The organism is Microbacterium sp. S308A+, assembly GCF_049800815.1.
Lineage (GTDB): Bacteria > Actinomycetota > Actinomycetes > Actinomycetales > Microbacteriaceae > Microbacterium.
This window is the reverse complement of record NZ_JBNAFT010000002.1, coordinates 399,415-414,417: the sequence shown is the minus strand read 5'-3', so window position 1 is coordinate 414,417 and position 15,003 is coordinate 399,415. Positions and strand designations below refer to the sequence as shown.

Sequence of the window (15,003 nt, the reverse complement as noted above, 5' to 3'; positions counted from 1 at the left end):
CTCGGCGCGCAGGCGCCCGCCGCGCGATATGTGCGGCGGACGCCTGCCGGGCCTGCGCGTCACACCAGAGTCTGCTGCCACGCCGCGTGCAGCTGTGCGAACTTCCCCGTGCCCGCGATCAACGCCTCCGGGGTGTCGTCCTCGATGATCCTTCCGTGCTCCATCACCAGGACGCGGTCGGCGATCGCGACCGTCGAGAGCCGGTGCGCGATGATGATCGCCGTGCGATCGGCCAGCAGCGTCTGCAGGGCTTCCTGGATCAGCCTCTCAGACGGGATGTCCAACGACGCGGTCGCCTCGTCGAGGATCAGCACGGCAGGATCCGCGAGGAAGGCGCGTGCGAACGAGATCAGCTGCCGCTGTCCGGCCGAGACCCGACCACCGCGCTTGTTCACGTCGGTGTCGTAGCCGTCCGGGAGCGAAGAGATGAACTCGTCCGCCCCGACCGCCCGCGCGGCGGCACGGATCTCGTCGAGCGTGGCGTCGGGCTTGCCGAGAGCGATGTTGTCCGCCACCGTGCCGCTGAACAGGTAGGCCTCCTGCGTGACCATGACGATCGCGCGCCGCAGGTCCTTCGGATGCAGCCGGCGCAGGTCCACGCCGTCGAGGGTCACCGCGCCCCGCGTCGGGTCGTAGAAACGCGACACGAGCTTGGCGAGTGTGGACTTGCCCGCCCCCGTCGTCCCCACCAGTGCGATCGTCTGACCGGCCGGGATGTCGAGCTCGAACTGGGGCAGGATCGTCTTCTCGCCGTTGTACCCGAAAGTCACGTCGTCAAAGCGGATCGCGCCCCGCGCCTCTCTCAGCTCGACGGGCCGCGCCGGGTCCGGCACGCTCGGTTCCTCCTCCAGCACGCCGGAGACCTTCTCCAGCGCCGCGGTCGCCGACTGGTAGGAGTTCAGGAACATCGCGATCTCCTGCATCGGCGCGAAGAAGTTCCGCACGTAGAGAACGGCCGAGAGCAGCACGCCGACACCGAGCACACCGGTCGACACCCGGATCCCGCCCCAGAGCACGACGAGGGCGAGCGTCAGCGCGGCGACACCCATGAGCGCCGGCTCGAACGTGCCGAACAGCACCATCGAGCGACGGTTCACGTCACGGTAGTCACCGGCGAGGCGATCGAAGGTCTCCTCGTTGCGCGGCTCCTTGCGGAAGGACTTCACGGCACGGATGCCGGTCATCGTCTCGACGAACTGGACGATCACCTTCGCGCTGATCACGCGCGACTCTCGGTAGACGAGCTGCGAGCGGCTGTAGAACCAGCGCATCAGGAGCACGAGCGGGATCCCGGCGAGGGCGAGGATCACCCCCGACTGCCAGTCGGCGATCACGAGCGCGATGAAGGTGAACACGCCGAAGAGCACCCCGGACACGAGGTTGTTCAGACCGCCGTCCAAGAGCTCGCGGATCGTGTCGAGGTCGCTCGTCTGTCGGGAGATGATGCGGCCCGAGGTGTACGACTCGTGGAACTCCAGGCTCAGCCGCTGCGTGTGCAGGAAGATGCGCTTGCGCAGATCCAGCAGCACGGCCTGCGTGATGCGCGCGGCGATCACGACATACCAGCCGATCAGCGCCGATCCGACGACGCCTGCGAGCAGGTACACGACGCCGACCACGATCGTCGGCATCCAGTCCGCCCGCTGCACGAGCACGGGCAGGGCCTTGTCGAGGCCGATCCCGATGAGGATCGGACCAGAGACCTGCAGCGCTGTGGACAGAACGAGCACGACGGCGGCGAAGACGATGCGCGCACGCAACGGATGGATGAGCGAGCTCAGCAGGCGCAGCGAACGCCTGCGGATGGCACGGCTCTCCTCACGGGTGTAGTTCGAGCGGTCCTCGTCCTGGGTGCCCGCGATGGCGCTGGTCATGCCTGCACCTCCTCTTCCGTGGCTTCCGTGGTCTCGTCGGTGGTCCGGGCGGACGCACCGCCCCCGGGAGAGTCCGGCGACGCAGGTTCCGACGGCCCTGAGTCGACGATGATCGGGATCGCCCCCGTCCGCGCCGCCTCCTCCGCTTCGAGGCTCGAGATCACGTGCCGATAGTGCGCGCTCGACCGCAGCAGCTCGGTGTGCGTGCCCACGGCCGTGATCCGCCCCTGCTCCAGCAACGCGACCCGATCGGCGAGGGCGACGGTGGAGGGACGGTGAGCGACGACGAGCGCCGTCGTCTCGGCGAGGACGTGACGCAGCGCCTCCTCCACGAGCGCCTCCGTGTCGACGTCGAGCGCCGACAGCGGGTCGTCCAGAACGAGGACCTTGGGGGCCGCCGCGACGGCTCGTGCAAGGGCAAGACGCTGGCGCTGGCCGCCGGACAGGCTCAGCCCCTCCTCACCGATGATCGTCTCCGCCCCTTCGGGGAGGGTGTCGACGAAGCCCGCCTGGGCGACGCCGAGAGCCTCGCGCAGGACCCGCTCGGCCTCCTCGCTCCGCATGTCCAGATCCGCGCGGCCGAGCAGCACGTTCTCCCGGACGCTGGCGGAGAAGAGCGTCGCGTCCTCGAACGCCATGGCGATATGTCGCCGGAGCTCGGCGAGCGGAAGATCGCGCACGTCCACGCCGTCCAACGTCACCCGCCCGCCGGTCACGTCGTACAGCCGTGCGGGGAGAGTGGTGAGCGTCGTCTTCCCGGACCCGGTGAGGCCCACCAGCGCCATCGTCTCCCCGGGCTCCAGCACGAGGTCGATCCCGTCGAGCAGGTCACGTTCCTCCGGGCGCGCATCCTGGTAGCGGAACCGTGCACCCTCGAAGACGAGCCGGCCTCGCGGCTCCGCGAGATGCCTCGGCTTCGCCGGGTCGGTGATCGTGTTCGTCTCGGAGAAGATCTCGAACACACGGTCCGTGGCAGTGCGCGCGTCGAGCAGGAACGAGAAGAGGAACCCGATCGACTCGATCGGCCAGCGCAGCACCGTCGCCATGGCGAAGAAGGCGAAGAGCTGAGGCAGCGCGATCGCGCCCTGCGCGATGAGCCAGATCCCGCAGACCAGGCTCAGCCCGAACGCGACCTGCGGCATCAGGTCGAGCCAGAACCAGATGGTCCCGACGGCACGGGCCTTGCTCAGCTCCGTCTCGCGCAGGGTCTCGGCCTGTCGGCTGAACCGTCGCAGCGCGTGCGGGCCACGGCCGAAGGCCTTGAGCACGCGGATCCCGTGCACGCTCTCCTCGACGCTCGTCGCGAGATCGCCCGCCTGATCCTGGCTGCGGCGCGTGAGGATGCCGTAGCGCTTCTCGAAGAAGTAGCCCTGGATCCACATCGGCACGCCCGTGACGAGGAAGATCGTGCCGAGCAGCCAGTGCCACTGGAACAGCAGGACGGCCCCGATGACGATCGTGAGGAGGTTCACGACGAGGAGGATCATGCCGAAGGCGAGCCAGCGACGGATGAGGTTGATGTCCTGCATCATGCGGCTCAGCAGCTGACCCGACTGCCAGCGGTCATGGAACGCGACCGGCAGCGTCTGCAGGCGTGCGTACAGGTCGGACCGCATGCGGAACTCGACCTCGGTGGCCGGTGTGAGCACGAACCACCGCCGCAGCCACACCATGGCGGCCTCGCCCGCGGCGAGCGCAAGCACGGCGACGGCACCCCAGACGATGAGGGGCACATCGCCGCTCTGGATCGGGCCACGCACGATCTGTTCGAGGACGATCGGGATCATCAGGGCGATCACGGCGGCGGCGAGCGCGCTGAGCGCGCCGCCGACCAGACGCGGGACGATCGGCCGGACGAAGGGTTTCAGCCGCCACAGGGCGGCGACGGTGGACAGGGACGACGACGAAGACGTGGAGGACATGTTTCTCTGAGGAGACGACGAAAGGCGGAAGGGGGGCGGGGGAAGGAGAGGAGGCGGACGCGACCGTCCGTACGGAAAAGGCGGATAGCCGATGGTCACCCGTTGCGGACGACGGGTCCTTGCGGAAGAGCGTAGGCCGGGCTGGGGACATCGCGGGTGATCGACGCAGGGGTGATCGTGGGCATGACGTCCTCCTCAGAGCTCGGCGGCATCGGCCGGTCGGCGCGACAGCCTTTCAGACTATTGAAAGAGACCATTCCTCTGCAAGAGGGATTCCCTGGCGTCGCGAATGCGAATGCGAATGCGGATGAGGGCCGGAGGGGCGTCTCTGTCCTCCCGGCCCTCGACGGCGTCGGTCCGGGCTCAGCGCGCGCCCCCTGGGCGGCCGAGCTCCGCCTGGAACAGGCGGTGCACATTGCCGCCGAGGACCGCGAGGACATCGTCCTCGGGCCAGCCTCGTCGGAGCAGCGCCTCGGTGACGAGCGGAAGACCGGACGGCCCCTCGAGCCCGGGGATATAGCTCCCCAGCGGCACGCCCTCGATCTCGTCGACGACGCAGCACGGCGGCGTGGTGTCGGCGAGCACCTCCTCGACGAAGTCCGGGCCGAGCCCCACATGTGCGATCCCGCCGACCTCCGCGAGATGCTCGATGTGATCCACGAGCCGGTCGATCGAGTGGTCGTCGGCGTGCAGATAGGGCGCGAAGAAGTTCACGCAGACGACTCCGCCACCGGCCGCGATCGCGGACACCTGGTCGTCGGTGAGGTTGCGGTGGTGGTCGAACAGCGCACGGGACGAGGAGTGCGTGGCCAGGAGCGGGCGAGTCGCGATCTCGAGCACATGGCCGACGCTGGGCGCACCCAGATGGCTCACGTCGAACATCATCCCCAGTCGCTCCATCTCCTCGACCGCCCTGACCCCGGCCCGTGTCAGGCGCCCCCCCCGGTCGCGTCCTCTCCGCTGCCGTCGGCGAAGGCGCCACGTCCGAAGTGCGCCAGAGACCCGATCCGGATGCCGAGCCGGTACATCGTCTCCAGCATCGCCACGTCGCCGTCCAGCCCCGGCATCCCCTCGAGAGCCAGGACGAGGGCGATCCGGCCGCTCTGCAGCACCCGGTCCACGTCAGCGCCGTCGAGGCACAGGCCCACGACGTCGACGTTTCCCTCCGCGACCCGATGACCGGCCTCGATCATGGTGAGGGTGCGCCGCAGCGCCCCTTCGGGGAGGAAGGGCTCGTCGATGAACACCGGCAGCACCTGGATGCCCACCCCGCCGTCGCGAAGCTGCGGATACCACTGCGACCGGAAGAACGCCGACCAGTGGTCCGGCGAACGCATGGACACCGCGTCCAGCAGGTCGTTGTGGGTGTCGGCGACGACGGCGCGACGGTGCAGCTCGTTCATGGGCGTCCTTCGATCGGCTTCCGGTGGGGCCGATCCTACGGTGCGCACGGAGGGAGCTCTTCGTCGGGAAGGACGAGCGGTCGGGACGGCGATGGTCGGCCTGCCCAGTCCCGGTCCTCGCCGAACCGGCGCCAGATTCGGCCAGGGTTCAGGTCCGGGCGAGTGCCTGCCCCCTCCCCTCAGGCTCCCGCTTCCCGGGCGAGCAGGCTCTCCTTCACGGTGACGCCCCAGGCGAACCCGCCGTACGAGCCGTCGCTGCGCAGCACCCGATGGCATGGCACGAAGAGAGCCGCCGCGTTGCGGGCGCAGATCGACCCCGCCGCGCGTACCGCGCGTGGCCTGCCCAACGCCTCGGCGAAGACGGTGTAGGTCAGCGGTAGCCCCGGGGCGATACGGCGCAGAGCCGTCCATCCCTCGTTCTGCATGGCGGTGCCGCGCTGGATCACTTCGACGTCCTCGATCGCGGCGAGCTCACCGGCGTAATAGGCCTCGACGGCCTCCGCGGCGGGATTGCGCGCCTCGCCGGCCACGGCCGCTCGCACGTCGGCCGGACGATCCGCCGGGGCCAGACGGCGCAGGACCGCGCCGCGGTCGGAGGTCCACCCGGAGGCGAGCACCCGGCGGTCCTCGTCGAGAAGGAAGGTGAAAGCGCCGTCGGCGGTGTCGACGGTCTGGAGCAGAGAGGTCATAGGCGTTCCTTGGTCGTGGGAGATCCGGTCATGGGCGATCCGTCCCTGCCGGCACGACGCTGGCAGGGACGGGAAGAGCAGGCTCGGGGCGGGAGGCGGCGGGGCGGGCCGCGGCGCGGGCAGGGCGCACAGGCGCGGTTCGCCAGAGATGGGCGGAGAGGTAGCTGCGCCACGGAGCGACGCGGAGCGCCCATCGGTCGAGAGGGCCGGCCTCGGCAGGGAGGCCGGCGACCGCCGCGCCCGCCCGCACGGCGACGTCGCCGGGGAGGAAGACGTCCGGATCACCGATCACCCGCATCCGCACGTAGTCCGCGGTCCACGGCCCGATCCCCGGCATCGCCAGGAGCGCCTCACGCTGCCGTGCCCCGTCGTCCCCGAGCCCGAGCGGCAGAGAGCCGTCGGCGAGCGCAGCGGCGGCACCGACGACGGACCGGATGCGCGCGGCCGGCCCCCGCAGGACCTCCGCGCCCCGCTCGGCGATCGCGCTCATGGTCGGGAAGAGGATTCCTTCCCCCTCGCCGACGCGTTCGCCGAGCGCCTCGAGCAGCGCGGTCAGCGCGGTCCGCGCCGCGCTGACCGTGATCTGCTGACCGACCATCGCGCGGATGAGCATCTCCTGTGCGTCCGCCGCCCCCGGGACGCGGATCCCCGGCACTCTGGCGACGAGCGCGGCGAGCTCCGGATGCGCGGCGAGCGAGGTGTCCACCGCGAGGGGGTCCGCGTCGAGGTCGAACAGACGCCGCGCACGCGAGACGAGAGGGGCCAGATCGCCCAGCTGCGTGAGACGTGCGCGCAGATGCATCCGGCCCTTCTCGTCCTGTCGCACCTCAAACCACGCAGGCCCGCCGTCGAGGCGGAGATGACGGGCGAACGACCGTTCTCCCGCGCTCTCCATGCCGGGCAGGGCGCGAGCGCGCATCCAGGCGAAGAGGCCCTCGGCGTCGAACGGCTCCCGATACGGGAGCAGGAGATCGATGGTCCCAGGCGCCTCAGCCGCGACTTCTGGCGCTGAGCCCGGGGGCGGGGTCCGGCGGGCCGCCTGGCGACGGGAGCGCAGCTCCCCCGGCGTCATCCCGAAAACCTCCCGTACCGTGTCGTTGAACTGCCGGACGCTGGCGAAGCCCGCCGAGAAGGCCACGTCCGCGATGGGCAGATCCGTGCCGACCAGGAGCATGCGCGCGGTGTGGGCGCGATGGGCACGGGCGAGCGCGAGCGGGCCGGCGCCCAGCTCGGCGGAGAGCAGCCGGGTCAGGTGCCGCGGGGAATAGCCCAGACGCCGTGCGAGCCCGCCGACACCCTCCCGCTCCACGACGCCGTCAGCGACGAGCCGCATCGCCCGTGCCGCGGCGTCTCCGCGCAGGTCCCAGTCCGGAGAGCCAGGAGCCGCCTCGGGCAGGCATCGCTTGCACGCCCGGTATCCGGCCTCGTGCGCGGCCGCGCTCGTGGGGTAGAACGTCACGTTCACGGGCTTGGGGGTGCGCGCAGGGCAGCTGGGACGACAGTAGATCCCGGTCGATCGCACTGCGGTGACGAACTGACCGTCGAAACGAGGATCCCGCGCGCTGATCGCACGGTATCGCTCGTCGAAGGTCATCCCGAAGAGGCTCATGTCCTCCACCCTGCCACCTTCCGACCCCACCGGCTGGCGGGAATCGGACATCGCAGTGAAAGGAGCGGAGGCCCTCGCCGAGAGCGAGTGCGCTCAGTGGAAGAAGTGGCGCTCTCCGGTGAAGAACATGGTCACGCCCGCCTTGCGCGCAGCGTCGACGACCTCGTCGTCGCGCACCGAGCCGCCCGGCTGGACGATCGCGGAGATGCCGGCGTCGATCAGCACCTGCGGGCCGTCCGCGAACGGGAAGAACGCGTCCGAGGCGGCGACGGATCCGGCTGCGCGATCGCCCGCGCGCTCCACGGCGAGCCGGCACGAGTCCACCCGGTTGACCTGTCCCATGCCCACGCCCACTGTCGCGTTGCCCTTGGCGAGGACGATCGCGTTGGACTTCACGGCCCGACACGCCTTCCAGGCGAAGATGAGGTTCTCCATCTCGGCCTCGTCGGGGCGCTCGCCGGACACCAGCTCCCAGTCCTTGGCCACCGAGACGATGTCGTCGGGGAAGCGGTCCGCGTCCTGCAGCAGGAGACCACCGGAGACGAGGCGCACGTCCATGCGCTCCTGCTGCCAGTCCGCGGGGAGCTGGAGCAGGCGCAGGTTCTTCTTGGCCTTGAAGACCTCGAGCGCCTCCGGCTCGAAGGAGGGGGCGACGATCACCTCCGTGAAGATGTCCTTGAGGTTCTCGGCCATCTTCAGCGTCACGGTGCCGTTCGCGGCGATCACGCCCCCGTATGCCGAGACCGGGTCGCACTCATGCGCGCGCAGGTGCGCACTCGCGATCGGGTCCAGGGCGTTCGGCGCGGTCGTCGCGATTCCGCAGGGGTTCGCGTGCTTGATGATCGCGACGGCGGGGAGCACCATGTCGTAGGCCGCGCGGAGCGCCGCGTCGGCGTCGACGTAGTTGTTGTAGGACATCTCCTTGCCCTGCAGCTGTGTCGCCTGGGCGATGCCGTGGCCGCCGGCGCGAGTGTAGATCGCGCCCCGCTGGTGGGAGTTCTCCCCGTATCGCAGGGTGGCCAGGCGCTCGGCCTTGATCGTCAGGTGCGCCGGGAGGTCCCCGGTCTCGGCGAGAGTCCCCTCGGCGAACCACTGCGCGACCGCGGAGTCGTAGGCAGCGGTGTGAGCGAACGCGCGGGCGGCGAGCTCGCGGCGCTGAGCCAGGGTGGTCCCGCCCGCGGCGACCGCCTCGACGACGGCAGGATAGGACTCCGGCGACACCACGATCGCCACGTTCGCATGGTTCTTGGCCGCTGCGCGAACCATCGCGGGCCCGCCGATGTCGATCTGCTCGACCACGTCATCGCCCGCGGCGCCGGAGGCCACGGTCTCCACGAACGGGTAGAGGTTGACGACGACGAGCTCGAACGGCGCGATGCCCTGATCGGCGAGCTGGCGTTCATGGTCCTCGAGTCGGAGGTCTGCGAGGAGGCCGGCATGGACACCCGGATGCAGGGTCTTCACCCTGCCGTCGAGCATCTCCGCCACGCCCGTCACGGCGGCGACGTCGGTCACGGCGAGACCCGCGTCCCGGATCGTCTGCGCGGTCGAGCCGGTCGAGACGATCTCGACCCCGGCGTCCGCAAGGCTCTGCGCGAGCGACACGAGGCCCGTCTTGTCGCTCACGGAGACGAGAGCGCGACGAACGGGAACGACGTCACGGGGGCGATAGAGCGACGGATCGTGGCGAGGGCCGGACATGAGGGTTCCTTCCGGGTGGGGGACGGGGTCAGGGGGTCTCGGCCGCGCGAGCGGGCCTGCCGCCATCGAGAGCGAGCTCGCCCGCGGCGATTCGTCGGACGACGTCGATGAGGAGCCGACGCTCGACGGGCTTGATCCGCTCATGCAGGGAACGCTCGTTGTCGCCGGGGAGCACGGGGACCCGCTCCTGCGCCAGGATCGGGCCGGTGTCGATGCCGTCGTCCACGACGATCACGCTCGCGCCTGTCTGGTCCACCCCCGCGTCCAGCGCGTCGCGGACGCCGTGCGCGCCGGGGAACTCCGGGAGATAGGCCGGATGGGTGTTGATGATCCGCGGCGACCACGCCGCGACCAGTGCAGGAGGGAGCAGTCGCATGAGGCCGCTCAGCACCACGAGATCGGGCTGCCAGATGCGCAGCTGGGCATCGATCTCCTCTCCCCAGGCGTCCCTGCTCGTGTGGCCGCTCCAGGGGACGGTGAAGGAGGGGATGCCGAACTCCTCGGCGTGTGCGAGGCCCTCGGCCTCACGGTCGGCGCCGATCGCCACGATGCGCGCGGGGTAGGAGGGGTCCGCTGCCGCGTCGAGCAGGGCACGGAGGTTCGAGCCGGTGCCCGAGATGAGGACGGCGACCGAGAGCACGGGTTCAGTCTAGCCGCGCGCCGGAGAGCCGCTCGCTCCGATGCCGCGGCGCGAGCAGCATGATCGCCGCACCCACGAGAACCTCGAGTCCCACGGCGAGGGCGAACGGCCCCGGCGCGGGTCCCGCCTGCGCGAGACGGGCGGGGCCCAGCGAGCCCGAGGACAGAGCCGCGAGGAGCGCCGCGCCGGCACCGGCCAGCACGGCGATCCCGACCGCCGTGGCGACCCGGGCTCCGATCCCATGGTCGCCGGTCAGAGAGACGGCGCGCGATCGCACGGTCCACCCGGCCAGCGCTCCGGCGGCGATCGGCACGAGCACGACGACGAGCGCCCAGGGCGAGGAGACTTCGGGAAGCAGGCCGAGCACGGGAACCGCGGGCACCGCGCCGACCTGGGTGCCTGCAGGGGACACAGCGGTTCCGACGCCGACGGCGAAGCCGGGACCGGCGATCCAGGCCGCCGCCCACACCAACAGCGTCGGCACGTAGGCCAGCTGTCCGACCGAGATCACGGTGGTGCCGAGACCGTCCACCCGGAGCGACTCATAGAGCGCGACCGCTTCTCCCCCGCGAAGGAACGCGGCGACGGCGAACGCGACCCCGGCCGCGCCCAGCAGCGTCGTGAGCGCGACCGCGGCCCCGCGGACGGTGTCACCCGGGATGCCCGCCCCGTCGCCCCAGCCGTCGACCCGGTCGTGCACGGCGTCGATCACGCCCCCGTCGCCATCCGCCCATGCCGTCGCCACCGCCCCGACGAGCAGTCCGACGAGATAGACGAGCGACGGTGCGACGATGCCCAGCACCCAGGGGGTCGTCGCCAGGTCGAGGCGTCCGGTGAACACGACGACGGCGGCCAACGCGGCGAACGCGGCTGTGCCGCCGAGGACGCCGGAGATCCACGATCCCGCGCGCGCCGCGCGGCGGCCCGATCGTGCCGCGAAGATCACGGTGAAAGCGAGCAGCGCCAGCGGCGGCACCGAGATCGCGAAGGACGCGGCGTCCGGTGAGATCCCCACACCACGCAGGACGTCGGCTGGCAGGGCCACCTCCACCGGAACCGCATGGCCCAGCTGCCACAGCACCGAGGTGGCAGGCCAGAGCGCACCCCACTCCGCGTCGACGCCGAAGGCGAGGGTCCACAGGATCGTCAGAGGAGCCAGCAGGGCGACGAGTCCCACCGCAGCGGCGACGGCCGCGTCGACGGCGGCGAGGAGCACGATGAGAAGGCGTTGCATGTCTCCCCGAGCCTATGTGCTCTTCCTCGCGGCGCCCCGGGGACGCGCGCGAGCGCATCGAGGCGCTAGCGTCGATACGGAGGTTTCCCCATGTCAACTGTCCCCCCGTCCCCCGTTGCCGCGGAACAGGCGGCGCCCCCCGCCGAGCCCCGCAACGCGATCGACCGCTTCTTCGAGATCACCCGCCGCGGCTCCTCCTTCGGCGCGGAGGTCCGCGGCGGCGTCGTCACCTTCGTCACGATGGCCTACATCGTGATCCTCAACCCGATCATCCTGTCGACGACCGCCGACGTCGACGGCACGAGGCTGGGCTTCGTGCAGCTCAGCGCCGTGACCGGGTTCACGGCGGCGGTGATGACGATCCTGTTCGGTCTCGTCGCGCGCCTCCCGTTCGGCTTCGCCGCCGGTCTCGGGATCAACGCCTTCCTCGCGTTCTCCGTCGTCGGCGAGGTCACGTGGGCCGAGGCGATGGGTCTGGTCGTGGTCAACGGTCTGATCATCGTCCTGCTGAGCGCGACGGGGCTGCGGCGGCTGATCTTCGATGCCGTGCCGATGCAGCTCAAGCTGGCGATCACCGTCGGCATCGGGCTCTTCATCGCCTTCATCGGATTCGTCAACTCCGGCTTCGTCACCTCCACCCGTAGCGACTCTCCGCCCGTGGGCCTCGGGATCGGCGGATCGGTCGCCACGGTCCCGACGCTGATCTTCGTCGTCACCCTGCTTGCGACCGCTGCGCTCGTCGCGCTGCGAGTCAAAGGCGGCATCCTCATCGGCCTCGTCTCGGGCACCGTGCTCGCGGTCGTCGTGGAAGCGATCTGGCACATCGGGCCCAAGGTCTCCGGCGACACGGTCAATCCCGGCGGATGGAGCCTGACCGAGCCGAAGCTCCCCGCGCAGCTGATCTCCGTCCCCGACCTCTCCCTCATCGGCCAGGTCGACCTCTTCGGCGCTTTCGGCCGCATCGGCGCGCTCGCGGCGCTCATGCTCGTCTTCACGCTCGTGTTCACCAACTTCTTCGACGCCATGGGCACCATGACCGGGCTGTCGAAGGAGGCGGGCGTGGCCGACGAGAACGGCAACTTCCCCCGCCTGAAGTCCGCGTTGATCGTCGAGGGCGTCGGCGCGGTCGCCGGCGGGCTCACCTCGGGCTCCTCGAACACGGTCTTCATCGAGTCCGGCGCCGGGATCGGCGAAGGGGCGCGGACGGGCTTCGCCAACATCGTGACGGGGCTTCTCTTCGCCGTCGCGATGTTCTTCACACCCCTCGTCTCGATCGTCCCCACCGAGGTCGCCGCGGCGGCGCTCGTCATCGTCGGGGCACTCATGATGAGCCAGATCCGCTTCATCGACCTCACCGACTTCGGGGCGCTCTTCCCCGTCTTCGTGACCGTCACCGTCATGCCCATGACCTACTCGATCGCCAACGGCATCGGCGCGGGCTTCATCAGCTGGGTGCTCGTGCGCTCCTTCTCCGGCAAGGCCCGCACGATCAGCCCGCTGCTGTGGATCGTCACGGCCGGGTTCGTGGTCTTCTTCGCGCGTGGCCCGATCGAGGCACTGCTCGCCGGCTGAGCAGCCCACGCCCGTGTCGCGGGCGGGGAGGGCCGATGTCCGTGTCCGGTCCTCCCCGCTCCGCTGTCCGGGAGAGCTCAGAGGGTGGCACGGACGACCGTGCCACCCTCGGAACGACGGAGGGCCCCGAGCCGCAGCCCGGAGCCCTCCTCGCGATCGCGCTTACAGCGCGGAGACGACCTCGCGCATGAGCGCCGCGGTCTCGGACGGGGTCTTCCCGACCTTCACGCCCGCAGCCTCCAGGGCCTCCTTCTTGGCCTGCGCCGTGCCGGCCGAGCCGGACACGATCGCGCCGGCGTGCCCCATCGTCTTGCCCTCGGGGGCGGTGAAGCCCGCGACGTAGCCGACGACGGGCTTGGTGACGTTGGCCTTGATGAACTCGGCCGCGCGCTCCTCGGCGTCGCCGCCGATCTCGCCGATCATCACGATCGCCTTGGTCTCGGGGTCGGCCTCGAACGCGGCGAGCGCGTCGATGTGGGTGGTGCCGATGACAGGGTCGCCGCCGATGCCGATGGCGGTGGAGAAGCCCAGGTCGCGCAGTTCGAACATCATCTGGTAGGTCAGGGTGCCCGACTTCGAGACGAGGCCGATGGGTCCCTTGCCCGTGATGTTCGCCGGCGTGATGCCGACCAGGCTCTCGCCAGGGGTGATGATGCCGGGGCAGTTGGGACCGATGATGCGGGTCTTGTTGCCCTTCTCGGTCGCGTAGGCCCATGCCTCGGCGCTGTCGCCGACCGGCACACCCTCGGTGATCACCACGAGCAGCGGGATCTCGGCGTCGATCGCCTCGATCATGGCGCTCTTGGTGAACGCGGCCGGCACGAAGGCGATCGACACGTCGGCGCCGGTCTTCTCCATGGCCTCGGTGACGGAGGCGAAGACGGGGAGCTCGACGGCGCTGCCGTCCTTGTCGGTGTGCGAGACCGTCGTGCCCGCCTTGCGTGCGTTCACGCCGCCGACGACGTTGGTGCCCGCCTTGAGCATGAGCGCCGTGTGCTTGGTGCCCTCACCGCCGGTGATGCCCTGGACGATGACCTTGGAGTCCTTGTTGATGAAGATCGACATTGTTCTCTGTCCTCAGTTCTTCTCGAAGCCTCAGGCGTTCGCCAGCTCAGCGGCCTTGTCGGCGCCCTCGTCCATGGTGGCGGCGAGCGTGACCAGCGGGTGGGCGTACTCGGCGAGAATCGCCCGGCCCTCCTCGACCCGGTTGCCGTCGAGCCGCACGACGAGCGGCTTGGTCGCGGCGGCTCCGAGCTTCTCCAGCGCGCCCTTGATGCCGTTGGCGACGGCGTCGCAGGCCGTGATGCCGCCGAACACGTTCACGAACACGCTCTTGACCTGCGTGTCGCCGAGGATGACGTCGAGGCCCGCCGCCATCACATCGGCCGAGGCGCCGCCGCCGATGTCGAGGAAGTTCGCGGGCTTCACGGCGCCGTGGCGCTCGCCGGCGTAGGCGACGACGTCGAGGGTGGACATGACCAGACCCGCGCCGTTGCCGATGATCCCGACCTGGCCGTCGAGCTTGACATAGTTGAGACCGGCCTCCTTGGCCTTGGCCTCGAGCGGGTTCTCCGAGGCCTTGTCTGCGAGCTCCTCGTGCTGCGGGTGACGCACCTCGGAGGCGTTGTCGTCGAGAGTCACCTTGCCGTCGAGGGCGATGACCTCACCCTCCTCGGTGAGGACGAGCGGGTTGACCTCGACGAGGGTCGCGTCCTCGCCCTTGTAGACCTCGTAGAGCTTGACGAACACGTCGGAGACCGCGTCGAGCAGCTCCCCCGGGAAGTTCGCGGCCTTGGCGATCTCGAGCGCCTTGTCCTTGTCGATGCCGGTGAGCGGGTTGACCTCGACGCGCGCGAGCGCCTCGGGCTTCTCGACCGCCAGCTGCTCGATCTCCATACCGCCCTCGACCGAGCAGAGGCTCAGGTACGAGCGGTTGGCGCGGTCCAGCAGCACCGAGAAGTAGAACTCCTTCGCGATCCGGGCGCCGGCGGCGACCATGACGCGCTGGACCACGTGGCCCTTGATGTCCAGGCCCAGGATCGCCTTGGCGGCCTCGTAGGCCTCGTCCGGGCTCTTGGCCACCTTCACGCCGCCGGCCTTGCCCCGACCGCCGGTCTTGACCTGGGCCTTCACGACGACCACGCCACCGAGCTTCTCGGCCGCTGCCTTCACCTCCTCGGGGGTGTCGGCGACGATGCCGGCGAGCACCGGCACTCCGTAGGATTCGAAAAGGTCTCGTGCCTGGTACTCGTACAGATCCACTGCGTTTCCTTCACTGGGATTGTGGTCCGGAAAAGTCTCTCGATGTCGAGATATCGACCAATCCCTCAGCTTACCCCCTCCGCCTGAACACCATGTA

General features: G+C 70.1%; 12 protein-coding genes. 1 reads left to right on the top strand and 11 read right to left on the bottom strand.

Annotated elements, in window-relative coordinates; all coding sequences use genetic code 11:
• Positions 1 to 59 precede the first annotated feature (59 nt).
• The 9 genes from ACP15J_RS07725 to ACP15J_RS07685 form a co-directional block, all read right to left on the bottom strand.
• On the bottom strand, positions 60 to 1,874 hold the full coding sequence (locus tag ACP15J_RS07725; RefSeq protein ID WP_424936429.1) for an ABC transporter ATP-binding protein: 1,815 nt from the start codon (positions 1,872 to 1,874) through the stop codon (positions 60 to 62).
• The gene (locus ACP15J_RS07720) at positions 1,871 to 3,796 is read right to left on the bottom strand and encodes an ABC transporter ATP-binding protein (protein WP_424936428.1); all 1,926 of its coding nucleotides are present in this window, start codon (positions 3,794 to 3,796) and stop codon (positions 1,871 to 1,873) included. The genes ACP15J_RS07725 and ACP15J_RS07720 overlap by 4 nt, the downstream gene beginning before the upstream one ends.
• 363 nt (positions 3,797 to 4,159) lie before the next feature.
• Positions 4,160 to 4,696: a dipeptidase gene (locus tag ACP15J_RS07715; RefSeq protein ID WP_424936427.1), complete on the bottom strand. Its 537-nt coding sequence runs from the start codon at positions 4,694 to 4,696 to the stop codon at positions 4,160 to 4,162.
• 29 nt (positions 4,697 to 4,725) lie between these two features.
• Complete coding sequence (locus tag ACP15J_RS07710) at positions 4,726 to 5,199, bottom strand: membrane dipeptidase (protein ID WP_424936426.1); 474 nt, start codon at positions 5,197 to 5,199, stop codon at positions 4,726 to 4,728.
• A 179-nt stretch (positions 5,200 to 5,378) separates the two neighbouring features.
• Positions 5,379 to 5,888 (bottom strand): methylated-DNA--[protein]-cysteine S-methyltransferase, encoded by a 510-nt coding sequence (locus ACP15J_RS07705; RefSeq protein ID WP_424936425.1) that lies wholly within the window; start codon positions 5,886 to 5,888, stop codon positions 5,379 to 5,381.
• Positions 5,889 to 5,916: 28 nt separating this feature from the next.
• The gene (locus ACP15J_RS07700) at positions 5,917 to 7,497 is read right to left on the bottom strand and encodes an AlkA N-terminal domain-containing protein (RefSeq protein ID WP_424936424.1); all 1,581 of its coding nucleotides are present in this window, start codon (positions 7,495 to 7,497) and stop codon (positions 5,917 to 5,919) included.
• A gap of 93 nt (positions 7,498 to 7,590) precedes the next feature.
• On the bottom strand, positions 7,591 to 9,198 hold the full coding sequence (purH, locus tag ACP15J_RS07695) for a bifunctional phosphoribosylaminoimidazolecarboxamide formyltransferase/IMP cyclohydrolase (RefSeq protein ID WP_424936423.1): 1,608 nt from the start codon (positions 9,196 to 9,198) through the stop codon (positions 7,591 to 7,593).
• Between the two features lie 28 nt (positions 9,199 to 9,226).
• Positions 9,227 to 9,838: a phosphoribosylglycinamide formyltransferase gene (purN, locus tag ACP15J_RS07690; protein WP_424936422.1), complete on the bottom strand. Its 612-nt coding sequence runs from the start codon at positions 9,836 to 9,838 to the stop codon at positions 9,227 to 9,229.
• Between the two features lie 4 nt (positions 9,839 to 9,842).
• The gene (locus ACP15J_RS07685; protein WP_424936421.1) at positions 9,843 to 11,072 is read right to left on the bottom strand and encodes a DUF6350 family protein; all 1,230 of its coding nucleotides are present in this window, start codon (positions 11,070 to 11,072) and stop codon (positions 9,843 to 9,845) included.
• A gap of 90 nt (positions 11,073 to 11,162) precedes the next feature.
• Between ACP15J_RS07685 and ACP15J_RS07680 the strand changes: the two genes are divergently transcribed.
• On the top strand, positions 11,163 to 12,644 hold the full coding sequence (locus ACP15J_RS07680; protein ID WP_424936420.1) for an NCS2 family permease: 1,482 nt from the start codon (positions 11,163 to 11,165) through the stop codon (positions 12,642 to 12,644).
• A gap of 162 nt (positions 12,645 to 12,806) precedes the next feature.
• Here the strand turns inward: ACP15J_RS07680 and sucD are convergent, their stop codons facing one another.
• Together sucD and sucC are read right to left on the bottom strand one after the other, a co-directional pair.
• A complete protein-coding gene (gene sucD / locus ACP15J_RS07675; RefSeq protein ID WP_424936419.1) occupies positions 12,807 to 13,709 on the bottom strand; it encodes a succinate--CoA ligase subunit alpha in 903 nt (300 codons plus the stop codon).
• Positions 13,710 to 13,739: 30 nt separating this feature from the next.
• Positions 13,740 to 14,906: an ADP-forming succinate--CoA ligase subunit beta gene (sucC, locus tag ACP15J_RS07670; RefSeq protein ID WP_424936418.1), complete on the bottom strand. Its 1,167-nt coding sequence runs from the start codon at positions 14,904 to 14,906 to the stop codon at positions 13,740 to 13,742.
• Positions 14,907 to 15,003 lie beyond the last annotated feature (97 nt).